24 protein-coding genes are annotated in these 24752 nt (G+C 47.9%); 12 read left to right on the forward strand and 12 right to left on the reverse strand.

The features are described 5' to 3' along the window. Window positions 1-80: 80 nt before the first annotated feature. The 3 genes from ABEW73_RS15850 to ABEW73_RS15860 all read right to left on the reverse strand — a co-directional run bounded on the left by ABEW73_RS15850 (window position 81) and on the right by ABEW73_RS15860 (window position 2726). Window positions 81-803 (reverse strand): peptidylprolyl isomerase, encoded by a 723-nt coding sequence (locus tag ABEW73_RS15850; protein ID WP_215159677.1) that lies wholly within the window; start codon window positions 801-803, stop codon window positions 81-83. Window positions 804-1077: 274 nt separating this feature from the next. Continuing rightward, the gene (locus tag ABEW73_RS15855) at window positions 1078-1470 is read right to left on the reverse strand and encodes a hypothetical protein (protein ID WP_430169854.1); all 393 of its coding nucleotides are present in this window, start codon (window positions 1468-1470) and stop codon (window positions 1078-1080) included. Between the two features lie 551 nt (window positions 1471-2021). Continuing rightward, complete coding sequence (locus ABEW73_RS15860) at window positions 2022-2726, reverse strand: hypothetical protein (protein WP_430169852.1); 705 nt, start codon at window positions 2724-2726, stop codon at window positions 2022-2024. A 353-nt stretch (window positions 2727-3079) separates the two neighbouring features. Between ABEW73_RS15860 and ABEW73_RS15865 the strand changes: the two genes are divergently transcribed. The 3 genes from ABEW73_RS15865 (at window position 3080) to ABEW73_RS15875 (ending at window position 8685) form a co-directional block, all read left to right on the forward strand. Continuing rightward, entirely contained in the window at window positions 3080-4531 is a 1452-nt protein-coding gene (locus tag ABEW73_RS15865; RefSeq protein ID WP_430169850.1) for a SulP family inorganic anion transporter, read from the forward strand. A 198-nt stretch (window positions 4532-4729) separates the two neighbouring features. Beyond that, on the forward strand, window positions 4730-6652 hold the full coding sequence (locus tag ABEW73_RS15870) for an ATP-binding protein (RefSeq protein WP_430169849.1): 1923 nt from the start codon (window positions 4730-4732) through the stop codon (window positions 6650-6652). A gap of 143 nt (window positions 6653-6795) precedes the next feature. Then, a complete protein-coding gene (locus tag ABEW73_RS15875; RefSeq protein ID WP_430169847.1) occupies window positions 6796-8685 on the forward strand; it encodes an ATP-binding protein in 1890 nt (629 codons plus the stop codon). A gap of 92 nt (window positions 8686-8777) precedes the next feature. Here ABEW73_RS15875 and ABEW73_RS15880 read toward each other — a convergent pair whose 3' ends face one another. Both ABEW73_RS15880 and ABEW73_RS15885 read right to left on the reverse strand, forming a co-directional pair. Continuing rightward, on the reverse strand, window positions 8778-9017 hold the full coding sequence (locus tag ABEW73_RS15880; protein WP_098742453.1) for an NHLP leader peptide family RiPP precursor: 240 nt from the start codon (window positions 9015-9017) through the stop codon (window positions 8778-8780). A gap of 72 nt (window positions 9018-9089) precedes the next feature. Beyond that, complete coding sequence (locus ABEW73_RS15885; protein ID WP_430169845.1) at window positions 9090-10043, reverse strand: hypothetical protein; 954 nt, start codon at window positions 10041-10043, stop codon at window positions 9090-9092. Window positions 10044-10280: 237 nt separating this feature from the next. Between ABEW73_RS15885 and ABEW73_RS15890 the strand changes: the two genes are divergently transcribed. Continuing rightward, window positions 10281-10943, forward strand: coding sequence for a general stress protein (locus tag ABEW73_RS15890; RefSeq protein ID WP_430169843.1), 663 nt, complete (start codon window positions 10281-10283; stop codon window positions 10941-10943). A 556-nt stretch (window positions 10944-11499) separates the two neighbouring features. Here ABEW73_RS15890 and ABEW73_RS15895 read toward each other — a convergent pair. Further along, window positions 11500-12609 carry a GNAT family N-acetyltransferase gene (locus ABEW73_RS15895; protein ID WP_430169841.1) on the reverse strand — a complete coding sequence of 370 codons (1110 nt, stop codon included), beginning with the start codon at window positions 12607-12609 and terminating at the stop codon, window positions 11500-11502. A gap of 192 nt (window positions 12610-12801) precedes the next feature. On the opposite strand from ABEW73_RS15895, the gene ABEW73_RS15900 reads away from it, so the two are divergent. The 3 genes from ABEW73_RS15900 (at window position 12802) to ABEW73_RS15910 (ending at window position 16034) form a co-directional block, all read left to right on the forward strand. Continuing rightward, window positions 12802-14250, forward strand: coding sequence for a potassium/proton antiporter (locus tag ABEW73_RS15900; RefSeq protein WP_430169840.1), 1449 nt, complete (start codon window positions 12802-12804; stop codon window positions 14248-14250). A 206-nt stretch (window positions 14251-14456) separates the two neighbouring features. Beyond that, window positions 14457-14930, forward strand: coding sequence for a Dps family protein (locus ABEW73_RS15905; protein ID WP_430169838.1), 474 nt, complete (start codon window positions 14457-14459; stop codon window positions 14928-14930). A gap of 201 nt (window positions 14931-15131) precedes the next feature. After that, window positions 15132-16034: an EcsC family protein gene (locus tag ABEW73_RS15910; RefSeq protein ID WP_430169836.1), complete on the forward strand. Its 903-nt coding sequence runs from the start codon at window positions 15132-15134 to the stop codon at window positions 16032-16034. A 118-nt stretch (window positions 16035-16152) separates the two neighbouring features. Here the strand turns inward: ABEW73_RS15910 and queF are convergent, their stop codons facing one another. The 6 genes from queF to ABEW73_RS15940 all read right to left on the reverse strand — a co-directional run bounded on the left by queF (window position 16153) and on the right by ABEW73_RS15940 (window position 20157). Next, the gene (queF, locus tag ABEW73_RS15915) at window positions 16153-16650 is read right to left on the reverse strand and encodes a preQ(1) synthase (protein WP_009591586.1); all 498 of its coding nucleotides are present in this window, start codon (window positions 16648-16650) and stop codon (window positions 16153-16155) included. 68 nt (window positions 16651-16718) lie between these two features. Continuing rightward, the gene (gene queE, locus ABEW73_RS15920; protein WP_430169834.1) at window positions 16719-17510 is read right to left on the reverse strand and encodes a 7-carboxy-7-deazaguanine synthase QueE; all 792 of its coding nucleotides are present in this window, start codon (window positions 17508-17510) and stop codon (window positions 16719-16721) included. Beyond that, on the reverse strand, window positions 17503-17994 hold the full coding sequence (queD, locus tag ABEW73_RS15925; protein WP_430169833.1) for a 6-carboxytetrahydropterin synthase QueD: 492 nt from the start codon (window positions 17992-17994) through the stop codon (window positions 17503-17505). The genes queE and queD overlap by 8 nt, the downstream gene beginning before the upstream one ends. Beyond that, window positions 17991-18668: a 7-cyano-7-deazaguanine synthase QueC gene (queC, locus tag ABEW73_RS15930; protein ID WP_430169831.1), complete on the reverse strand. Its 678-nt coding sequence runs from the start codon at window positions 18666-18668 to the stop codon at window positions 17991-17993. Before queC ends, queD begins: the two co-directional genes overlap by 4 nt. Before the next feature lie 276 nt (window positions 18669-18944). Further along, window positions 18945-19649 carry an AIM24 family protein gene (locus ABEW73_RS15935; protein ID WP_430169829.1) on the reverse strand — a complete coding sequence of 235 codons (705 nt, stop codon included), beginning with the start codon at window positions 19647-19649 and terminating at the stop codon, window positions 18945-18947. A 55-nt stretch (window positions 19650-19704) separates the two neighbouring features. Then, on the reverse strand, window positions 19705-20157 hold the full coding sequence (locus ABEW73_RS15940) for a hypothetical protein (protein ID WP_430169827.1): 453 nt from the start codon (window positions 20155-20157) through the stop codon (window positions 19705-19707). 221 nt (window positions 20158-20378) lie between these two features. Here ABEW73_RS15940 and ABEW73_RS15945 point away from each other — a divergent pair, with 221 nt between their 5' ends. The 5 genes from ABEW73_RS15945 to ABEW73_RS15965 all read left to right on the forward strand — a co-directional run bounded on the left by ABEW73_RS15945 (window position 20379) and on the right by ABEW73_RS15965 (window position 24426). Continuing rightward, window positions 20379-20537, forward strand: coding sequence for a hypothetical protein (locus tag ABEW73_RS15945; protein WP_430169825.1), 159 nt, complete (start codon window positions 20379-20381; stop codon window positions 20535-20537). A 199-nt stretch (window positions 20538-20736) separates the two neighbouring features. Next, window positions 20737-21471, forward strand: a complete 735-nt coding sequence (locus tag ABEW73_RS15950) for a hypothetical protein (protein WP_430169823.1) — start codon at window positions 20737-20739, stop codon at window positions 21469-21471. 293 nt (window positions 21472-21764) lie between these two features. Continuing rightward, window positions 21765-22388 (forward strand): hypothetical protein, encoded by a 624-nt coding sequence (locus ABEW73_RS15955; protein ID WP_430169821.1) that lies wholly within the window; start codon window positions 21765-21767, stop codon window positions 22386-22388. Between the two features lie 114 nt (window positions 22389-22502). Continuing rightward, window positions 22503-22901 carry a helix-turn-helix transcriptional regulator gene (locus ABEW73_RS15960; RefSeq protein ID WP_076323038.1) on the forward strand — a complete coding sequence of 133 codons (399 nt, stop codon included), beginning with the start codon at window positions 22503-22505 and terminating at the stop codon, window positions 22899-22901. Between the two features lie 325 nt (window positions 22902-23226). After that, window positions 23227-24426, forward strand: a complete 1200-nt coding sequence (locus ABEW73_RS15965) for an S-layer homology domain-containing protein (RefSeq protein WP_430169819.1) — start codon at window positions 23227-23229, stop codon at window positions 24424-24426. Window positions 24427-24752 lie beyond the last annotated feature (326 nt).

Raw genomic sequence — 24752 nt, forward strand, 5'->3', positions numbered from 1 at the left:
CCATGGTCACTGTGTACACAAGTGGTCCGGCATGTGTTTCGTTGCTAGAATTTGCGACGCCGTCCTAGTCCCAAAAGATGCTATTCCTGCTTCTTGGGGTCCGGATAATCCTTGCCGAGTGTATCAACCGTCACTTTCTTCATGACGGGCACCTCAAGCGGTTTGTCCATCTGGTCCCGCTCCAAGCCCACGATCTCCTCAGCCGTTTCCATCCCCTCGATCACCTTTCCGAAGGATGCGTACTGGGCATCCAGGGAAGGCGCATCCGCAACCATGATGAAGAATTGCGATCCGGCGGAGTTTGGATCCTGTGCCCGGGCCATCGATAATACGCCTGTCGTATGCTTTAGGTCATTCTGAAAGCCGTTGGACGTAAATTCGCCGGGAATAGCGTAGCCGGGTCCCCCCGTTCCGTTACCGTCAGGGTCGCCTCCCTGAATCATGAAGCCGGGGATGACGCGGTGAAAGCCTGTCCCATCGTAGAATCCTTGTTCCACGAGGGAGATGAAATTGTTCACCGTATTCGGCGCAACCTCCGGGTAAAGCTCCAGCTTTATCGTTTTGCCGTTTTCCATCTCAATCGTGACAATAGGGTGGCTGGCGTTCGGGTCCGGTACGTTCTGCTTAACCTCGGGCTCCTTCGGGGGTTCCGCTTCGGGTGCTGTTGCCCCGTTTGTCGAGCCCGTTCCGCCGCCTGAGCCGCTTTCGGCTCCCTTGTCATTCTGACCGCATGCCGTCATGACGAGCAGCAGCCCAAGAATGACAAATAGGGCGGGCATCCAGCGTGTTCTGCGTTTCAACATCATCGATTCCTCCTGTGTTATTCCTTATCAAGCCTTAAGTATTTAATCTGTATCATATTTTATCACAGGTTGGACAAGTACTGAAAATTGAAATAGCGGAGTATACATAACTAAAGCTTTCATCGATGAAATGTCACAGAAACCAGACCACATATAGAGGATGTTTTCCTTGCGATGATCGAGTCGGTTCAGCTTCCTGCACTATATCAAAAAATAAGCTTCCGGACTTGTCGCAAGTCTGGAAGCTTAAGGGAAAGAAAACTTTGAACTGATTCTACTTCGCCGGAAATATGCCCTCCACTTTGTTTAGAGGGAGCAGAATCCGGGAACGGTTCTTATCCTTGGCAAGCAATTCAATAAAATCGGCTCCGATTCTGACCAGACGGATCCGCTTAAAGGCACCACGGGTAGGGAAGGTGGTACGCACACCTACCAGCACCGTTTTGCCCGGCGGCTTGACATCAAATACCCGAACCGAGTTGAGACTGGACGATACAAAGAGCTCGCCATGTACCTTGATGAAATTTTTCGGAAATACCCGCTGTAAACGTCCGGGTTCTAAACCGGTGTTCGGTGCGTTGACTTCAACCAGATGACCCGTTAAAGAGGCCAGTCGCTGCTGCAGCGTGATTTTATGTCCGCAGGGATGGAGCGGCAATCCTTTCATATCCAACATCATCCTTCCAGGGTCGTATAGTGTAGTGTATGTTGGAAGGTATGACATGGGTGAACGTAGAGGTTCACATTTCCGGCGTGAAGGATTAAAGAAGATGAAGAGTTTCCACGGTTGCTCGTTTCACTGCCATCCGGTTTCTCGTGTTTAATGCTGCCTTGGTATCGGGATACTGTCAGGATATGAATCCTCGACAAAGAGCCCAAAATCCTCGTCAATATCGCGTTCGCTCACTAAACGTTGATTCTCGTCAGAATGCTTCTTCATCGGCGGTTCCTCCTAGTGAATCTAGTCTTTGAAATGGTTGGCTAGTATAAGAACTGATAGCTCGACCCATACTGTTTTACTATAAAGATGTTGTATGGGAGGCATAGGCATGGAAAGAAAGGGAAACATATTAACAGCACTCATATGGGGTACCTTGATCGGCATCCTGCTGTGGATGTCATTTCTCGGCTGGCTGGATATCATATTCGGAAAATAGAGGATCGAACCTATATAAGTATAAGACCCGCCTTCCTATTGGAGAGGCGGGTTTTGCAGGTTTAGTCGTCTCCACCATGGCTGCCGTTTAGTAGATCGATACCGTGCATCTGTTCCGTCGGCGGGGCAGCGGGGTCCACCGGGCTATTGGCCGCAATAGCGTCCGCATCCGGTACATCTTCCAGCGGCTGGTACTCATCTTCTCCGGACGGGTAATCTTTAAAAATATCCTGGTTTAAAAATGCAGTCCCGCTGCCGGTTAATGAAGCATCAGCTGCAAGCCGCCGCTCCGTATCGCCGGCGTATTGACCGATAATTTCGTCTCCGGGGCGAGAAGGGGGTTCACCTTCGACGGCTCGCCATTCCCGATCCGTTACATCATCTGCGACATCGCCAATGAAGGTTTCATCGACTGGTCGATCCCGCTCTATCCGGTCTGCTTCTGCCTGCCCTGAGGGTGAGGAAGAAAAGGTTCTCTCGTCAGCAATGGTCAGCTGTTCGGGATCGGCACCGGTAGCTTCCCATGCCTCAATGGCGCTGTGATCCGGGTTCATACGTTCTTCCGGTTTTGCATCCGCAGGCGCTGATTCATTCTGATCGTACGCGATATGGTCCGCATCTTCGCTGCTTAAGCTTTGCTCCGTGTAGGTGTTGACGTCTCTTAGATCATCTTGCGGAATCAGCTCGGTATCCTCAACTCTCCGTTTGGCTTCGAATTCCAAATATGTCAAGTCCGCCAGCGTATTCCGATTGTTTTCGTCTCGCATATTGCCCATCTCCTTCTATGATTTCAAATACATTTCAAAATACAACAGGTTTCTATACTTCGACTTTACCCGCTGAATCAAGAATGAATCCCGGGTACCTTCAGGCTAGGATGAACCAAACAAGTTCTATCTTTCCCTGTCACTTGCCGCATTATGAAAATTCTAAAATAAGAAAAACGGACGAAATCCAAAACAAACGGGAGAAAAGGAAATGATTTCGTGGAATAGTCCGCTAAATAAATAATGAAATTTTGAAATGATCCCGTTATAATCGAAAAAGTGACTATCGGACCGGGACAATCCTGAGAGTGGATTGTCAATCTACTACAATAGGACAGGAAGTGATTAGAACTTTGTTTCAACGGATTAAACAAGGCTTCTTTGGCAACTCACGCAGAGATATTTTGTCAGGATTGACGGTAGCGTTCGCTCTCATACCGGAAGCGATCGCATTCTCCATCATGGCGGGTGTCGATCCCATGGTAGGACTCTATGCTTCTTTTGTGATTGCTGTCAGTATTTCATTCTTCGGTGGCCGTCCCGGGATGATCTCCGCAGCGACAGGGGCCATGGCATCATTAATGGGACCGCTTGTGGCGATGCACGGGATTGAGTATTTGTATGCGGCAACCATTCTTACAGGAATATTGCAATGGTCGATGGGGGCGCTCAAATTCGGGCGGTTTATTACGTTTGTTCCCCAGCCGGTCATCACCGGATTTGTGAACTCGCTGGCCATCATTATTTTTCTGGCCCAGCTTCCGAATTTCAAGGGTGAATCGTGGCCGATGTACTTGATGGTCGTCGGAACGCTGCTTATTATCTATTTGCTGCCGCTGGTTACCAAGGCGATTCCCTCGGCGCTTGTTGCCATCATCGTGATGACGATCATAGCGGTGTGGTTCGGGGCCCCTGTGCACACGGTGGGAGACATGGGCAACATTACGCAGGCTCTTCCGTTCTTCCACATTCCGAATGTAGCCATCAGTTTGGATATGATCATGACGATATTGCCTATTTCTCTAGCTCTTGCTGTCGTCGGGATGACGGAATCGCTGCTGACGGCGTCGCTAGTGGATGAGCTGACGGATACCGGCAGCGACAAGAACCGCGAAATCCGCGGTCAGGGTGTTTCCAACGTGATCACTGGATTCTTCGGCGGCATGGCCGGTTGCGCTATGATCGGACAGACGGTGATTAATGTGAAGTCGGGCGGTCGCACCCGGTTATCAACGCTGGTGTCCGGTGTGTTCCTGCTGTTTCTCATCATTGTGCTCGGCGACGTCGTGAAACAAATTCCGATGGCAGCGCTTGTCGGGGTGATGTTTATGGTTTCCATCGGTACGTTTGAATGGGGATCGCTTCGCACACTTCACCGTGTTCCGCTAGGTGATGCCATTGTCATGCTGGCAACGGTGATCATCGTGGTGGCAACGCATAATCTGGCCATCGGGGTCATGACCGGTATTATGTTAAGCGCGCTGAATTTCGGCTGGAAAATGGCAAAAATCCAGGCCGTACCGCATGTGCAGCCAAACGGTACGAAGGTATATGAAATCCGGGGGCCGTTATTTTTCGGAACAATGATGTATTTTACACACCTGTTTGACGTGAATGAAGACCCTGAGCATGTCGTGATTGATTTTTCCAAATCCCATGTATGGGATCAGTCAGCCACGAATGCCATTTCCAAGGTATTGAATAAGTACAAGGAAGCGGGTAAAGCCATTACGCTCGTGGGGTTGAACGACGAAAGTCAGCGGATGGTTGATAAAGTTGGCCTTGCTTCAAGCTCCACACACTAGAAACGAAAAGGGATTGCTTTTTAGCCTTAGGGTTAAGGGCTATCCCTTTTTATTTTGCCTTTATGTAATAAAAATTTTACAAACGGAACAGACGTTTCATGTTATATTGATTGTAAATGAACACGAAGTTTGTCGAATCAGCCGGACGGTGAAGATGCGGACTTTTATTGACTATAGACGGTTAGAGGTGCTGACTAGATGAAGGATATGCCCAAATACATATTCCTGCTTCTGCTGGTAGTGCCGCTGCTGCTGCTTATATCGATCCTATCACCGGGAAAATCGGACGCAAAGAATGCTCAAACCGTGATACCCGATTGGCAGTTTATGTGGGATGACGAACAACAGGATGTTGTTTCGCCGATCAACCTGCAGGGAAGAAGTTGGTTGGCGGGAATACCAGACAAGAAGGGACCCCCAAAGTCAGATGGGGTGTATTCAGCATGGAATCGTTTTACTTTGCCCGCTCTCCCTTGGAAGCATTCGGCCATCATGATTGACCGCATTAAGGGTCAGGATGTTTTGGCTTTTTTGGATGATGAACAGGTGTATGAAGCCAAGCGAGACTATATGTATACGAGTCATTCTCTTCTGCTTCCGATCCATTCGGATGATGCTGGCAAGACTGTTTATATATGGACAAACGGCGTCAGGGATATGACGTTAGGCATCGATGGCGATATTATACTTGGCGAATATGAGCATCTGCGTGGAAGCTTTATTAAGAATGACCTGGAAGATTTCATATTGGGCAGCTCGTTTCTGTTTATTGCGGTGGTCATGTTCTTCTGTTGCTTGTTCCTTCCGAAACATACGGTATCCAGCTGGCTGTCGCTTAGCGTGATTATTCTGGCAAGCGGGGCTATGCTTATTACGTATTCGCCGTTCCTATACACCTTCTATGGAGACCTAGGCGAGGTGTGGGTCGCGGTGTTTGATATTTCACTCTTTGCCGTGCTGCCGGCGCTGTATTACTATTTTGAGAAAATATATGGTCCCGGGCCCTATCGAGTCATTCGCTACTGCCGAAGATTTCAAATAGCCTACTCCATAATGTGCTTGATATTTCTAGTTGTGCACGTGGTCAGCCATCATTCATTTTACGAGATTTACTATCTGGTTTCGGTGAAGATCCTAGGTATTCTCATTATCCTGCAGATGCTGCTGCTGGTCGGTACCACGATTCTGTATGCTTCCAAGCGAAATAAAGACGCTTATATCTTTTCTGTTGGTTTCGGGATGATGGCGTTAGCGGCGCTCGGAGACCTGCTGGCCTTTTATTACCATGACGGGCAGTATCATTTCTTTCTATGGAAATGGGGCATCATCGGACTGATTGTCTCCCTGATCGTCATGCTGGGCCGTAAATTCGTCCGCAGCCATGAGCAAGTGCTGCAGTATTCCAGGAAGCTGGAGATGTTTAATAATGAACTTCAGCGATCGGAGAAAATGGAGATTATCAGCGAGCTGGCCGCCTCGGTTGCACACGAGGTTCGCAATCCGCTGCAAGTGACACGCGGCTTCATGCAGCTTCTGGCACAGAACTCCAAGCAGGCGGAGAAGGAGTATTTTGGACTGGCGCTGAAGGAGCTGGACCGGGCTTCGGGCATCATCACGGATTTCCTCACGTTTGCTAAGCCTGAATTGGAGAATGAGGTCAAGCTGAATGTGTATGAAGAGCTGAAGCATGTGAAAGGCATCCTGCTGCCACTGGCCAATCTTAGCGGGGGCACGATCGAGCTGGATGTCGCGAAGGAATTATACATGACCGGTAATTCTTCCAAACTCAAACAAGCGATGATAAATATCGTCAAGAACAGTATAGAGGCACTGGATGGAGAAGGTGTTATTCGCATATGGGCCTATGCCAAGAACGAAGATGTGTTCATTCACATCAAAGATAACGGCATCGGAATGGATGCTGCGGATCTTGAGAGACTGGGTGAGGCATACTTCTCCAATAAATCCAAAGGGACGGGGCTCGGCTTGATGGTTACCTTTCGAATCATCGAAGCGATGCATGGCACCATTCATTTTGTTAGTGAAAAAGGGAGCGGGACCGAGGCTATTATCCGCTTTCCGGCCGTACCTGCTTTGCAGGAGGGGGAAGTACAAATTTAAGAGGGATGCCATAACGGTATCTCTCTTTGTTATATTTTTAATAGAAAATTTTATCATTTTTCCGAATATTAGAAGGTGGAAGGTTTTGTTGCATCGAATAACACAGTAAGAGTTTCACTCATTATAATGTTTGAGGTGCGTCAATGAGGTCTGGATGGAGAATCGCTGTGTTCCTGATCATCGTTTTTACTTTAAGCCAGGGGTTTCCCAGGTTTGTCTTTGCCACCGAAGAAACGGCAGCTCGTGCAGCGATTAAGGAGTGGAGAATCCTCTGGTCGGAATCCCGAGGGATTCCGGAGAGTGTGCCCGTCCACATCAATGACTGGATGGAAACTTCGGCCGGTGATTCGAAGCCTTTTAAGCCGCATACCAAGACATCCGCGTGGATTCATATGAGGATTCCCGAGATCGCCTCCACATCCCCTGGTATCTTGATTGATAAGCTCCACGGGCAGAAGGTTGCGGTTTATGCGGACCATGAGAAGATTTACGAATCTACCCGAACGTACAATTATGAGCTTAATTACATTTTGCTTCCTCTGCATCAGGATATGCTCGGCAAGGATCTTCACATCTGGCTGGAGACCGCTAGGGATCATGTGACGATTGAAGGGAAAATCCTTGTCGGCGATTATCAGGACATGTTTAATCGGTTTGTTCAGTCGAATTTGATGGACATCATTCTCGGGAGCGCCTTTATATTTATCGCATTGGTGATGTTGATCTGCGCTGTTTTTCTGAACAGGAAATATTTGGTCGCTGTATTATCCCTATCTTTAATAATTTTATCTGTAGGCATCCTGGTGTTTACATACTCCCCGTTTCTTTATACGATTTTTAATCAATATGGCAATATGTACACTCAATTATATGATATCTCATTATTTATCTTACTTCCTTCGTTCAGTCTCTTTTTTGAAAAAATCTTCGGGCCCGGCTGGAAGGGTTCGCTGCGTAAACTCCGCAAGTTCCAGATCGTCTACTCGCTCTTTTGCGGGCTGTTTCTGATTGCTAATCAGTGGGGTTCGAATCAATGGTTCGACCTGTATTATTTCTTCTCCGTGCATGTCATGGGTGTTGTGATGATCGTTCAATTTGTATTGCTGGTCGGAAGCTCCATGTATTATGCCGTTAAGGGAAATAAGGACGCTGTTATTTTTAATGCAGGCTTTGCGGTATTCGCCGTTGTGGGCTTAAGTGAGCTGCTGCAATTTTTCCTCACCCGGGGCAGCTACAATCTCTTCCTTTGGAAATGGGGGATTGTCAGCTTCATTATTGCCCTGATTGTCATTCTCGGGCGGCATTTTGCCAAAAACCACGAACGGATCCTTCAATACTCCAAGGAGCTTGAGATGTTCAACAATGAACTGCAGCGTTCGGAGAAAATGGAGATCATCAGTGAGCTTGCAGCATCGGTTGCGCACGAGGTTCGTAACCCGCTGCAAGTAACGCGGGGTTTCCTACAGCTTCTCACCGGAAAAGCCCAAGCCACGGAACGCGAATATTTGGATTTGGCTCTGGTGGAGCTGGACCGTGCTTCCGGCATTATTACGGATTTCTTAACCTTTGCCAAACCGGAATTCGGCAAAGACACCGTGCTTCGGGTTTCGGAGGAGTTTAAGCATATCGAGGGCATACTTGGCCCGCTTGCCCACCTCCAAGGAGGCAAGATCACCGTAGATATTCCGGAGGATATTACGATTCGGGGGAATTCCTCGAAATTCAAGCAGGCTTTCATCAACATTGTTAAGAATAGCATCGAGGCGCTGGGCGAAGAGGGATTGGTCCATATCCGCTGCTATCGCCAGCAAGACCAGGTATATATTCATGTTGTGGATAATGGAGAAGGGATGGGGCCGGATGCGTTGGCACGGCTGGGAGAGCCTTATTTCTCCAACAAAACAAAGGGGACGGGGCTTGGCCTGATGGTGACCTTCCGCATTATCGAGGCGATGGATGGAGACATTTATTTTACGAGTAAAAAAGGAGTGGGGACGGATGCCGTCATTACGCTTCCCGCAGCTGGCGAATAATTCGCTAAGCTGCGGCAGCGATGACGGTTATCGTCCCCACTCTTTGTACCGAGTACTTCTATTTATGAAATGTCCACGCTGTTATGTAGTCTTTACCAGATGGCTCTTTCTTTGGCTTCTGACTTGATCACGCCTGATGGATTCGGAGGAATGACCAGATACAGCTCGTTAGGGTTCTCTTCAAGCGTTCGTATCTCGATGTGGTCGGGAATCCGTACCCCAAGAACTTCCTTGATGGCGGATTTCGGATCGCTGAGCAATTTTGCCTTAAAGCTAGGATCCTCCCAAGCTTTCTGAATCAATTGTGTTTGAAAGATGGCTTCTGTCGTCATAAGAATCACCCTTTCAAATAAATTGGTTATTTTTTACTCTTAAAGAATACCATGGAACAAATATAAAATCTATTATTTTTTGCTTAGAATAGACAAATAATAGTTTAACCCGCCATAAGAAAGGGTTTTTTTGCTGTTTTCGATATGATTCGCTTCGGTTTGAAGCTCATCCACCATCGTTTGATGAAAGGAGATGAGATGGGGGGCATCTATATCTATCGATAAGAGATGGGTGTGGGTCGCTGCAGCAATGTCGGCATAGGGCTTCATCATATTGTTGATATAGATGGCTTCTTGAATTTCGGGCAGCGTCAGATTCGCGCCATGTGGTCGCCCCAATTCCGATTTTATGAGAGACAGCAGGCAGTTGTAGCTGCCATCCGCAAGATCCTGCCTCCAATCGGTCCAATCGTCCATCATCTGCAACGTGAGCAGAACATGGTTCATCACATCATTCGTTCGTGGAATGAGGCCAGCTTGATCAGATAACAGTAGTGCGGCAGTGCTACCCAGCTTTACGGGAGCTGCTTTTTTGGCAATCATGGCTCTGTTGTGCTTGAAGTAATCGTCCCGGGTTTCGTGGAGGACGCCTTCAGACCATTCATGCGTGTAGTTTTTGAAATAAGACCAGAAGTCGGAATTCGCTGGAAAGTAGGGCTGATAGGATGTGAGAAATTCGTAATACAGCAGGTTGGCAAGTGCGAGATGGTGTTTCGGATCTATGGGAGACTGACTGTCATAGGGCGAGTCCATGATGTCATCTTGAATGAAGTAGTACAACATGCCGATAATGTTGGCTGCTGAGAGGTGACGGTATACATCGGCGGGGAGTGAGGTCAGTTCTTTCATCCAGAAGGGAAGCAGATAACATATGTAATTTTTGGAACTGTCCTGCTCGAACACGTCAAACTTTCTCAAGTATGAAAGACCGATTTCATTCAAGGGAGCAGGGAGCTCGGATAGCCTTGCTTCGCAGGCTGAGAATGCGGCAGCAAGATCGACCTCGAATGGCTTGAACCAGTTCATGGAATCACCAACCTATTCTATTTTTAAGGAACCAAGTGCTTACTTGCTATATTAACATGAATCATCATAGAGTTAAATATTACCAGCTAAATTCAATGGGTAATTATGGGAATTTTTGATGTTGTGGTGGGTTCTTTTGCAGACGGTACATCGGTTTTCTTGTTTGATTATGGCGACTGACGTTTAAGTTAGGGATGTACAGCGATAATTCGAAAATGACCATGAGGAGGAATTCATATGACTCAGAAAATTGTAGGAGCTTTTCGGACGGAGCAGGAAGCAACCCGGGCCATTGAGGAACTAAAGCGGCAAGGTTTCAGAGCTGATGAAATCTCGGTTATTGCCAAGGATCGCGGTGAATCTTCTCATATTCAGGACGAGACCGGCACCAAGGCACCTGAGGGCTTGGCATCCGGAGCGGCCACAGGCGGTGTGTTAGGCGGTGTAACCGGATTGCTGGCCGGCTTAGGTGCATTGGCCATTCCGGGCATTGGTCCGATCATCGCGGCAGGTCCGATTGCGGCAACACTTACAGGAGCAGCTGTAGGCGCTGGGGCGGGCGGATTGGTAGGTGGTTTGATCGGCCTCGGAATTCCGGAAGAGCAAGCAGAGGAATATGGGGGCTATGTGGATGAAGGCCATATTCTGGTCATGGTGGATGCAGATGAAACGAATGGTGGCCGGGTGTATGATATATTCCGCAGCAATAGCGCCATTAATGAACATCATTACCGTGAGGAAGGCACTTATAGCGATACCGGTGCGCCGGTAGACTCACGCTCTGAAGCCGCGGCTGCTACCGAGGATGCAGTTCCAGACCCTAACCTGTATCATGGTTATGGTGATGGTAATGGCGGTGCCATAAGTCCGGATCGGGATGAGATTTCGAAGAGACGGTAAAGGTTATTCTACAAATGTATGCAGCGCGAACAAACCGCCCGGTTCCGGGCGGTTTGTTTGTGCGCGAGCATCCGGGTCGCGCAGTTTTCGAGTGTGTACCGCTTACTGCGCTGTCTCTGCGTTCCCCTCGGCCCGTAACCGGGATCGCTATGTCCGTGCCCGTGTCCAGGAAATCCGTGGCCACCGGGATATCCCGGATAAAACGGAGGGTACGGCTAGACCGGATAATAAGGTGGATAGTATGGATAAGGATAGAACGGGTATCCAGGGAAGAAACCTGGAATACCAAGGCTTGTTAGGGATTGAAGGCCTCTTTTAGGATGATGACTCAAGCCATGCACCTCTTTCTATCAGATAGGTTATTTCATCCTATGTGAAAGCGGAGATGGAGGGCACATATCCTGTCAAAAATAGGCGGACGGCCATCGTTGGTTATGAATATCAGCGCTGTGCAGCCTGGTAGAACGATTCAGATTAAAACCTAGCAAATAAAAAGGTGCAAATGACCTCCCCGCTAAGGGGAAGGATCAAATGCACCTTCAGTGTCCACCTAAAGTCAAATATACTGAAGACCTGCTGTGTATGGGAGAGGAATAGGATCAAAGGTTACGCTGCCGTTTGCCCGATAAGATGATTCCGGATCAAACAGGAGCGAGAGCAACCCCTCATCATCCAGTTCCAATACTTCATTGTTCAGGGTTATACGGTAAGGACCATGTTCGCTATCTGCCTGAATGACCCCCTCAGGCAGCACAGGAGCCAGCTGACGGAGCAGTTCCGGGCCGCTAACCAAATAAACGGTCCCCTCATTCTGAATATATTCAGGCGTGACGCCGGTAGATTGGATTAATGCTGCCAGCTCTTTATCCTGCCAAGGCAGCGGAACCGTTAGCTCTGAAAGGTTGAAGGACGAGATCGCCTCGGCTATGACCAGTGCCGCCGCTTCAGGGCTGCCCCCCCATTCTACAAGGGTAGACTCTCTCGAAGGAGTCATCACGGCTCCGGGTACGGCGATGATGGCAAATGCGGTCAGCACGCCGTCTTCTTCGGCGACAAGCACCTGCTGCTCAAGGCGGATCACGTTGGAGTAGGCGCTTGCATCCAGCAGCTTGTTAAGCTCCGAAGCCGTGGTAACATAACCGGCTTCCCGCTGCTCCATTAGTCTTTGGAGGTGGAATAGATCCTGCGGCTGCATCGCCCGAATGCGCACTTGTTTTCCCGTCACCGTCCGTAAGGGTTCAATGGCGCCCTGGTCAAGTCGGAACCGGAATGCACGGCCGAACAAACGGCTTCCTGCCCGGGTGTACAGGGATCTGCCGCCGGAAATGAGGATTAAGGATGCCCCGGACGCTTCCCCATGACGGATACACTGTTCCAGGAGACTGCCTGCGAGTCGCTGACCCCGGTAATCCGGATCCGTGCAGACGGAGCCGATGGAATAGACATTTAACCTTGCACCGCGAGTTTGAATGGTAAATGGTACGAATCCCATGAATGAGACGAGTTTGTCTTGATCCCAGGCGCCGTAAGAATGGCTGATTCCCGGCGAGAATATCGGAGGAAAAGATATCCCCATAGAAGGCTGTTCCGGCTGCTTCAGAAAAATACGGTCGGACAGCTCGACAGCTTGATGTAGTTGATCGCTTTTCATAATAGAAATGTTCACTCGATTGACGCCTCCCCTATGTATGTCGCTTGTTACCAGTATAAAGTCATTGGGTGTAGAATTTCCAGTAAACGTTTGCAACTTCTTTGTCTGTCCGGCTGCCTCGTTACCATGTGCTCGATGAGTCACTTGGTTTGTGCGAGGAAGGGATGATTTTCGGGTAATATAATGTACGAATCTGACTCCGGAGGGATGAGCTTGCCAAGTTTTGTTGATTCCATGATTTTATTATGCGGCGCTTTGCTGCTCACAGGCGTACTGACAACCAAGTTTTCTTCTCGCTTCGGCATGCCCGCCCTGGTGCTGTTTATTGCCATCGGGATGATTCTCAGCCGCTTCATTTATTACGATAACGCGGAGCTCACCCAACTGGTCGGGATATTTGCGCTGATTGTTATATTGTTTCAAGGCGGGATGCAGACCGATTTCAAAGAAATTAAGCCGGTTCTGGGGACGGCCATTTCACTTGCCACGCTGGGTGTCTTGTTGACAACGGTTGTCGTCGGAATATGCGCCGCATTCATTCTGGATATTTCGTTACAAGAGGGGCTGTTAATTGGTGCGATTGTTGGTTCGACGGACGCGGCGGCCGTTTTTTCGGTTCTCGGCGGAACGAATCTGAAGAAACGGATTCGAATGACGCTGGAGGCTGAATCCGGAAGCAATGATCCGATGGCGGTGTTTCTAACCGTGTCCTTAATCGAATGGATCGAACACCCGGAACTACATTTGATCGGTCTTATTTTTTCCTTCGTGAAGGAGATGGGATTGGGCTTGGTTGTCGGTGTTCTTATTGGAATGCTGGCTGTATATGTGATCAATCGCATCAATTTCGATTCCTCGGGTTTATATCCCGTGACGGCATTGGGATTCGCCGTGCTGACTTATGCCGCTGCCGCATGGCTTGGTGCCAGCGGTTTACTGGCCGTATACGTCATGGCTTTGCTGCTCGGCAACACCGAGCTGACGTATCGCAAGACAATTCAAGCATTTAACCAAGGTTTTGCATGGATGATGCAGATCGTCATGTTTGTGCTGCTCGGGCTTCTAGTTTTCCCGAACGAGCTGTCGGAGGTCGTATGGCAAGGACTGTTATTGTCTTTGATTCTCATATTAATTGCCAGGCCGATCGGCGTGTTCAGCAGCCTGTTGTTCACCAAATTTGCCATGCGGGAGAAAATATTAATTTCATGGGCGGGCCTTCGCGGGGCCGTACCGATCGTCCTGGCTACATATCCCGTTCTGGCCGGCATTAGGCATGGAGAATTATTTTTTAATGTCGTATTCTTTGTTGTGTTGACCTCAGCGGTGATCCAAGGTACCACGATCTCTCCCCTCACGCAAAAGCTTTCGCTGCTAGAGAAGGATAGAGCCAAAGCGCCGACTTTATTAGAGTTAATGGCTCTTGGACAAGTGGATTCCGAAATCAACCACATTCTGGTGGATGGGGATTTGCCCATCGTCGGCAAGGAGATTCAGCAGCTGAATCTGCCAGATGATATCCTCTTTACGGCTATTATACGGGAGAAGCGGATCATTACGCCTAAGGGGAGTACGGTCATTGAAGCAGGGGATACTTTATATGTAATGAATTCAAAGCAAAAGCGGAAGGAAATGAAAACGATCTTGGGGTTGTCTTAGAGTTCCTCGCGGCTGCAGAGATATGATGCCTGTCATTGCAGTGGATCTTAAAAATAAATTAGCATAGGTATAAATGAGAGGTAATTTCTTCATCCTATCTTCATCTGATAAGTTTCGATTTCCTTTGCAAAAGAGACAAGAATCTGTTATGATTAATACAAGGATTTAGAATAAGTCTAAATATAATAATGAAGGAGACGATATAAATGAGTAACTTAACCCAACAAGCACACGGAACGTCAGCCGATGAGCTTCAAGAAATTTTGAACACGCAGGTAGCTAACTGGAGTTTGCTTGGCGTGAAGCTTCACCACTATCACTGGTATGTAAAAGGTCCTCAGTTCTACGTGCTGCACGAGAAATTCGAGGAACTGTACAACACAGCAGCAGGTTATGTGGATGAACTAGCAGAGCGGATGCTGGCCATTGGCGGTAAACCGGCAGCCAGCATGGCTGAATATCTGAAGCTGGCTTCGCTGCAAGAGGTTTCCAATGAGAACACGGCTGAACAGATGGTCGGACAGCTGGCTGCGGATTTCGAGCAGCTTGCCAGCGAACTGAAGGCGGGCATCGAAGCCGCGGATCAAGAAGGGGACGACGCTACATCCGATCTGTTGACCGGGATGGTCAGCAATGTACAGAAGCATACCTGGATGCTTAATGCCTTCTTGGGAAAATAAATTTCACATCGGTATGCTTGCCGTCTCATGACGGATTGTGAAAATAGAAGAGAGAGATCGACCTCAAAGGGGGTTGGTCTCTTTTTTTGTTAACCTTATGAGTGATGTTATAAGATTGAATTTGAAATTTATTGCGTCTTTCTTCCAGGCCCTGCGTATACAGTTTATAGTTATTTTTATTTGCAGATAGGAGTAGTGAGGATGACCGAGATGGAATCACGACAACAACTGGAGTCGCAGCTTCAAGAGATTTTGACATGGGAGAAAGAGCAGAAGGACGTCATGTTCTGGGAGAAGCTTGGAAGAATTCCCTTCATGCTGCTGGATCGCCTCACGCCGAAGGCTGTTCAAGAGAAAATCGGAAGCGCCTTGAATGAGGTAGGCGGATTTATTCAGAGCGGCGGGAAGCACCTGGTTCGCGAGAAGTCGGTTATGAACGTTCTGGCACAGACAGCGGGATTGGACGGTCCGAATGCGGTTTCCGGCCCTTCCGTCAAGTCCGCTCAGGAGGAATACATGGAAGATGAGAACGGAGAGGAGGCGACGGCTTCCGGGCTTACATTGGCATCTGCCGCGAAGTTGCCGCTCCAAGTCATGGATACCGCAGCGGATACGCTGACGGTAAAACGCGTTAAATTCGCTGCAGCGCAAGGAGCCGCAACGGGAATCGGGGGTATATTTACGATTGCGGCCGATCTGCCGATGGTGCTTGGTCAATCGCTCAAGGTGCTGCAGGAGATGGCGCTCTGTTACGGGTATGATCCGAACGATCCCCGGGAGCGGGTATTTATCGTGAAGTGCTTGCAGTTTGCATCAGCCGATATTGTGGGAAAAAAAGCGGTGCTTGAGGAGCTCGCCAGTTTTGATGATGAACAAATGACGGAGCAGGTATTCTCACAGCTGCAGGGCTGGCGTGAAGTCGTTCAGTCGTATACCGATAACTTCGGGATGAAGAAGTTGTTTCAACTGATTCCGATTGCCGGGATTGTATTCGGTTCAATCAGCAATAAAGGGACGATCAGCGATGTGGCCGAAGCGGGGAAAATGCTGTACAAGAAGCGGCGTCTAAATTACCGACTTCGGAATACGGAATACCCTATGTAATCGTTTATTCCTCCTGTTGAAATGGCGAAAAAAGGGTTGCCCACCATAGACGGGCAACCCTTTTTATAATCATTTCGGAAAATGGAACTGACGTATTCTGGAAATAGGCTTCAGCTTCCTATCGGTTGTCCACCTTTTCCGGATACAGGTCATGGTTCATCAGACGGTTCGCGGCGATCTCCTCGTATTTGGTTCCCGGACGACCGTAATTGCAATACGGATCGATGGAAATGCCACCCCGCGGGGTGAATTTGCCCCATACCTCGATATATCTTGGATCCATCAGTTTGATAAGGTCATTCATGATGATATTGACGCAGTCCTCATGAAAATCCCCGTGATTGCGGAAGCTGAACAGGTACAGCTTCAAGGATTTGCTCTCCACCATCTTAATATCCGGAATGTAGCTGATATAGATGGTCGCAAAGTCCGGCTGGCCTGTAATCGGACACAAGCTTGTAAATTCGGGACAATTGAATTTAACGAAGTAATCCCGGTAGGGATGCTTGTTGTCAAAGCTCTCCAGAATGCCGGGATCATATTCAAACGTGTATTTCGTGCCTTGGTTGCCGAGCAGGGTAACGTCTTCCATTTCTTCTTTTTGTCTTCCAGCCATAATAGGATAGCTCCTTTAATATATTAATAAATGCTCAATCAGGTGTAGCGCATTTTTTAGGACAACCGTCACACTCCGCGTTTATTGCCCCAGACGAGCGTGTGCAATTGCGGCAAGACACGCACATCGTTCAACCGGTCGGATTGCATGACGGCATCGACAAGCAACTCATACCGATCCAGTAGATGGGAGACCAGCGAAGTAGTATCACCAGTACCTACATCGGGATTACCGGTCTGCAAGTAAAACGGCACATTCGGGTATCGCTCATGAACCGTTTCCGCATAGCTCAAGTCCTTATCGTCAAACACGACAACCTTGAGGCTGAAGGATCTTCCGGGCGCCCGAGCGGACAGCCGGGAGACGATATCATCGAGCTTGCCCCAGTCCGTATCCATACCTGAGCTTGGCGGCTTGGGGGAGATGGTGACTTCATCGATATCATTCAGCCAATCCTGCCAGCGTGAGCCTTGGGTCTCCACGGCAACGGTAATTCCGTGCCGGTGCAGCTCATCCACCAGCGTGCCGAGCTGGGAGAGAAGAGCGGGATTCCCGCCGGACAGCGTGACATGATCGAAGCGTTCTCCGCCCAGCCGGTACAGCTCTTGCCAAATCTCGTCTGCACTCATGAGCGAAATGGTGTCCTTGGCGGACCCGTCCCACGTAAATGCGGAATCGCACCAGGAGCAGCGATAGTCGCAGCCCGCCGTACGAACGAACATCGTCTTGCGGCCAACGACCATGCCTTCACCTTGAACGGTAGGACCGAAAATCTCCATCACGGGAATCGGACGGTCCACCGCGATGACAGGGGAGGAGGCATTTAAATCGTTCCCAGGCTTTACATGCACATTATTCATCGATCATCCACTCCCGTCTGACCTCAGCGTAGCTGGTCGGCGTCTCGAACAGGCGAACGAATTCGGTTCGTGTGCCTTGTTGCTCGTGCGACTCTTTGCTGCGGAGGGCTTCCTCCATTTTTTCATACAGCCAGACCACCATGTTTTCCGCTGTTGTGTTCATTGGCGGTAGGGTCTCGTTTAAGTAACGGTGATCCAGATAAGGTTCGATATCTGTTTTCCAGCAATCTTTAATGTCGCCAAAATCCACGGTAATGCCGACTTCATTGGGAAAACCGCTGATACCAAAGACCACTTTGTACGTATGGCCGTGCAGGTTCTTGCATTTTCCCTCATAGCAATGCAGATGATGGGCAGCATCAAAGGTAAACTCTTTGGAGACAAGTACCCGTTTCCGGTGGTAACGCAGGCTTCCGGCATCGATGTCTTCGCCAAGCTTCTGCAACTGCTCTACAATGCGGAAAGCTCCGGGCTCGCGGCTCATACCAGGCGCCCCCCTTCAGATACACGGTTACGGCGCTGCATATAGTTGTCGAGCCCCGCTTTTCTCAGCTTGCATGCAGGACATTCCCCGCAGCCGTCTCCCTTGATGCCGTTGTAGCAGGTTAGCGTATGGTCGCGAATGTATTCGAGTGCATTCATCTGGTCGGCGAGCTCCCAGGTTTCCGACTTGTCGAGCCACATGAGCGGCGTGTGAATGACGAACGGATAATCCATGGCCAGATTCAGCGTAACGTTGAGCGATTTGATGAAGCTGTCCCGGCAATCGGGATAACCGCTGAAATCCGTTTCGCATACGCCCGTGATCAGATGTTTTGCGCCGATGCCCTTGGCCAGTACAGCAGCAAAGCTGAGGAACAGCAGGTTCCGTCCCTCCACAAACGTAGTAGGCAAACCGTCGCCTTCGGCAATGTCGATATCGCTGCGCGTTAACGCATTCGGCGCCAGCTGATTAAGCAGGCTCATATCGAGCACGGTTTGCTTCACGCCCTGTTCCTTGGCGATCTGTGCCGCGCATTCTATTTCAAGCTTATGGCGTTGGCCATAATCGAAGGTTACGGTTTCGACTTCGGCGAAGCGTTCCTTCGCCCAGAACAGGCAGGTGGTGCTGTCTTGACCACCGCTGAAAACAACGACCGCTTTTTCATTTTTAAGCATAAAAAAACCTCTCATCCTTCATAAATTAAGAACAGCCGAAAGGGCTGAACCTGTAGAAGAAAGAGAAGTTCATTGAACTGAATCCGTAAAAAAACAAGCCTTATTCTTAGGTGTAACACCAAATAAGACACGATAGTTTTTTATAGAGGGAGTTCACGAACCTCTCCCACACACCGCGATAGGCGTATGGATTGTCTTCTGTTTGTCCTTATGACCGTTGTGGGTGTTAGACCCAGCATACAGTCTGATCACGCCCTCCATTATAACACGGCCCGATTATTTGATAAACACTCCGCCAAAGGGAATTGCTTCCCGCAGAAAACGCTTGATGATGCCCTCGTCATTTAATTCGTCCACGAGCCGCTGATTTTGGCGTCCTGCTTGAAACAACACATAACCGTCACCGGTCAGCTTCCAGTGATAGTTCATATGCTGGCTGGCGAGATGATTGCCATATACGGTCAGGTCCAGCTTGGCCGCTTCGGGATAGGCGACGATACTCCCGGCGTCCACATACAATGGCTCGGTAGGATGCAGCTTGGCTTTACATACGGGACCCTGGGTCAAAATGCCGATACTGCCGTTTCCCGAAAACTTCATCTTAATGGCGTCTCGCGTGACCAGCATGTTTTTGATCTTAAGGATTCGTGTCTGCATCGTAACATGTTTAGTATAAAAGAAAACATGCCGAAAATCATAGAGCATGTCCTGTTCGCCTTCCAGCTGAATTTCATGCATATTGAAGCCTGGGGGGAGCGCAGTCGTAAATTGACTGGGCCCCGTAATATCGGCACGAATTAGTTTTTTCTTGCGGTATATGCCTTTTACGTTCATGAGACGGTCGCTGCGTCCGGAGGAGGGACCCCGATAGGCAACGATTTGCTCAGGATGAAGGACGTGGGCTGTGTCCCCTTCAGTCAGGGAGAACGTGACCGCTTGTCCCGCTCCGCTGCCGGCTGCATCTTCCATTCGAATAATCATGGCCGCGCCTCCTTTTGCCTGGGTTGAATGGTGGGGATCTGGATCAGAGCTTGTCCTATTTAGATCGGTTCGTTCGGCGCATGCCGAATCGCAGGGCGCGAATGATGACAAAGTATCCGGCAGCCAATGCCACGGCGGTGATCGCCACGGTCTTTAAACGTTCCGCCCCGCGATTTCGTGCGGCTTCAGCCTCTTGAAGCTGGCTTACCATTTGGGTTAATTGCTGGTTCTGTTCCGCGAGATTGGAGTTCTGTTCCGCCAGGGTTAGATTTTGCTGCTGCAGCCGTTCGGAAGCGATCATGGCTTTATCAAGTTCCTGCAGGGCTTGGTTATAGTTGTTCTTGAGTTGGTTTATTTCATCGGGCAGTCCGGAGAACTGCTGGATATCATCATACATATTGTTAAAGTAATTGGCGCTAGCGGTCCGTCCACCGGCCGGCAGCGCGATCCCCGCCACTAGCAATATGAGAGAAAGTTGAATTAGCTTGGATTTTGTCGGCTTATGCAAGAGGGATCACCACCATTCGATTATTTATAGTAAATACGAATTAGATTCCGACAGGTTCCTATTAATATATATTACCCACATTTGCGGTGGAAGTGAATCTATTAGCAGGGCAAGTTGTTTAACTTGCTCATGTAAAGGGTAATGTATGTAAGTAAGCGCCCATAAAGCCATCCCCTACAAATGATCATAAATGAACTAGTAGATAAAAGGAGATTTCGATCATGATGAAAGATAATAACGTGAAGAAAATTATGGTTACAGTGAATGGAAAACCCGTGGGTAACGGATTATTAATTGATAAAGTAACGTACGCTCCCATTCAATGTACACCAAGACATATGGGGAATACGAAGCCCGTTTCGGCAGCAGAAATAGGTTAATAGACCCTTTGTATGAAAACAAAGCCTTTAAAATCCGGAGAACGCCTCCGGTTTTTTTGCGTTAAAAAACAGAGAATTCGTCTGAATATGACGGTTTATGGAAGATTTCATTACAAATTCATACAATTTTCCTTTATACTAGGTTGTAACATGAACCAATATACATAAACCATAATATGTGAGAAGGGGTTTTGAAGAAATGGTATTTTGTACACATTGCGGCAAGAAATTAACGGAAGGCGTCGCACATCAATGCATTGACGACATCGCAGCGAATTCTATGAAATACACGGCGTCAGCGGCGGAGCCGGGACAAGAGCGTACAGCGTCCTCATCATTTGGAGCTTCAGATGCCAAGACTGCCTCAACCATTCAAGTCGATGGCCAGGTCCTGAAGAACTTATTGAAAAATCCGATGAGTGCTTTGAACATGCGGGGAGATCAGGCTGGTTTAATCTACGGTCTCATCGGGATGGCTTCCAGCATCATCGGCTTTTGGTTGTTCGGCCTTGGATTTAAGCAGCTTATCTATTCCGGCTTGGGCATGATGTCGGCTGTGTTAAGTAATTTCGGCATGGGAAACCGTGCACTTTTAATGGGGTTATTCTCAACCGTTATTTTATTGGGTTCCTTCTGGTTTACGGGCAATATGGTTACGAAGCAGAAGCTTGACATAAAGGAATTCATAGCGAAGATCGGCTCTTTTCAGCTGCCGTTTGGAGCGGCGCTTATCCTAAGCGGATTGATCAGTTTCATGTCGTTAAAGCTGGCATCTCTCATCCTTGTATTTGCTTTAATGACGGGCTTGGCAGCGAACTGCGCAGCCGTTATCGAATTGTACCGCATTGGATCAAGCCAATTGATTAAATTTATAGGGATTTCTTTAGGCATTTATGTTTTAATCCTTGCCATTGTACAGACCGTTTTATTGTAGGAATAAGTCAATTTCGAGGTAGTAAATGGCTTCCTTATCCGACATCTGACCATAATCTGCATATCTAAAAGACCACAGCTGCTAGGGCTGTGGTCTTTTTTTGTCGAATTCATAACGGGAACATATGTTCCGTGACAGTAAGGTGTCCATCTGTATTGGTACATTATTAGAAGAAGAGGAAAGAGGTGGATGTATTGCAGTCTGGCTTGTTTTCGGATTTTACATGGAGTCACAGCCATGTATTTGCTGGGGGCACTAGTCAGGTCTTTCTGCTGATCGAGTGGAGGGCTGGTGTGTTAAAGCAAAAAACGCAGTTCCATGGCTTTAATCAGTGCATGGCTGAAGATGTCCAGCTACACCTTCAATTAGGGGAACGCGTTCAAGTGGAGCATATGTATGGATGCCATGGTGAGATATTGAATGATCGTAACATTTCGTTGTCTTTAGGCTCTTTGTCGGAAGGAAGATCCAAACAGTTGGTTCTTGAGCTAAGTGTCGGAGCTAGGCAATCGGGGGTGTATCCCATTATTACCGCTCTATGGACATATATGGATGTCCAGAAGCGGAAGGTGGTTTTGCAGCCGTCCCGAACGATTCCGCTCCAATTCAGCAATCATACGGCATTGAAATACCGAAGGGCAGATCATCGTGTGGAGAAGGTGCTGAAATTATACCAGAATGCTTCCATTCTGGAGCAGGCTAGAGGAGAGATGGAACGGGGAAAGCTGGCTCGAGGGGAAGAAATGATTCGTAGACAGGCAGATGAGATGCTTTTATACGCAATCCGATTTCGAGACGCGGAATATTTGGAGGAGGCAGAGACCCTTTATCAACTAATTGGTTTGTATCTGGATACATATCAGCAATTATCTTCTGGAAATGCGAATAGGAAGAGGGACTTTAGACTTAAAAATTAACTAGGAATGAAGAATCTGTATATAAAAAAGGAAAAATGATTTCAGGGTCGAATGTACTATTTAGCAGTCAAGAAAAATATGTCTAATTTACTAGAAAGATAGGGAGAATGCCATATGACAGACCGACTGATCCGACTAATGAGAATCATTACCCTTGTACAAGCAAGACCAGGCATACTGGCTCGCGAGCTAGCCGAACGTTGTGGAACCAGCGAAAGAACCATTTATCGGGATATGGATGCCCTCAGTGCCATGCATATTCCCATCACTCACCAAGGCCGAGGCCGAGGCTACACTTTTATCGGTCATTTTGCAATGTACCCGCTTGGTTTAACGGAAGAGGAGGTACAGGCGTTATTTAAACTGTTGACCATATTGGAACAAATTAAGCCGATGCTGCCCGATGAATTTGAAAGCGCTTATGAGAAGGTATTGGCTGCTGTATATAAGCAAAGCGCTGAAAAAGCTGAAATTCAGGCCGGGGACCGGGATGAATCCTCCACTGGTTTATAACGGTTCCACTACATGTAACAATTAAACCTCGAACGAAGGGGCACATTTTCATGTGACTATCGTCGAGGTTTTTATCAGTCTAAGAGGAAATAACCACTGTCATGTGGAGATGCAAATGTAATAGTGAATTAGAATCAGGATAGGAATATTATACCAAAATAGATGATTATATGATAATATAACTATAATTTCTCTCATCCATCCAAAAATGTAATTGATGTGCAATTATGAGAGACGGCGGTAGATGTCCCTAAGCAAGGGCGTAGGAAGGAGATATGGAGCAATGGCATAGGTTTTATTCCACAACTTGTATAGGAGGATATTCATGAAGAAGATCTCGATCAGTGTATTAACGGTATTGTCCCTATTTGTCGGAAGCTTCTATCTGAACACGGTGGAGGCAGCGCAAGAGAGCAAAGCAGACAAAATCGCGGAGTCTCCTGAGACGAAGATGAGCCATTTTACGGATATTCAAGGCCACTGGGCCCAGACGGCTATTCAAGATGCAATACAACGAGGTTATGTCGATGGTTATCCGGATAAAAGATTCCTGCCTAACAAACAGGTAACTCGAGCGGAATTTATGAAAATGGCGGTTTCGGCCATGGATATTGAGGTGGCTTCCTTAAGTTCAGGTTCCTGGTATGCTCCTTACGTGGCTGCCGCAGAATCGGCAGGAATCTATAAGGCCGGCGATTTCGGAAACAGTAACTTGACGGAACGAATGACGCGTGAAGAGATGGCTAAGCTAGCGGTAAAAGCGCTGGGATATAAGAATGTGGAGGACAAGCAGTGGATGTATCTTGCATCCAAGGATGGCATCATATCGGGGACCGCGCCTGGCGTAATATCGCCTACGGGCACTACGACAAGGGCTCAGGCCATTGCGGTTATAGAGCGCTTGCTTCAGGTAAAAAGCGGCAAGGAGCTCCCCGTTGATAAATATGCCGTAGCTGCGGCTGAAGTGTATTGGCATAAGACGAATATTTTCTCGGTGGCACCAGAGATTTTTAATGGGCCGGATAACAATAACAAAAATGTAGGTATCGATTCTTGGAAGCTTTCGAAGCTGCAATTCGGTGCACCGGATGGGTCCGTTGTAGCGCAAGTAGATGAACTAATAGCTATTGATTGGAACGACCCGAAAGATCCAAATCGTAATCTTCTTCCTAGTAAAGAGAAGCTGGTTTGGGTATTTGGAGCGAAAGAAAATGTATTCAGCAGTGATCTCCAAGCCTATGTTATCCTTTTAAAATCACATTATGTTGTTAATAAGAAACCTAAATTATATCCGTTTGACCGATTAAGTCTATCAATAACCGGTTATAACGGTAAACCCAATTTTACAGAACTTAATATGGCTTATCCAATAGAATCAAAGGACCATAGGAAACAAATTTATGGTCTTGTAATTCCTAAGTCAGGGTTCAGTACAGCGGGATCATTAAATTTATTAGTATCAACCATTTCAGCTGGTGCTCCCTTATATCAAAGTACTCTTTCTAGTTCAATTCTTATCCGCTAAGGACCACAACTATGAAGAAAATAAAGATGCTAATCGTATTAATATTGATATCTCTGTTATCATGGTATATTCCTATTGAATTAGTAGTAGTCAATGCAGCTAATGATATTACACAGGAAATAATCTATGATTTCAATACTGATTCTAAAGATTATGAGTACAGCGGTTACATATTTTCTGCTAAGAAGGAATTAGAAACCAAAAATATTACTGTGAATGCACCTGCAGGAAAAGTTATTAAGAAAATTGAATGGGTCAACAAATCAACAAATACGCCTATTAGATCTATAAAAGGTTTTACGCCGGGCTCAACAACATGGACTGGG

It is taken from the genome of Paenibacillus lautus (genome assembly GCF_050482385.1).
Classification (GTDB): domain Bacteria; phylum Bacillota; class Bacilli; order Paenibacillales; family Paenibacillaceae; genus Paenibacillus_AQ; species Paenibacillus_AQ lautus_B.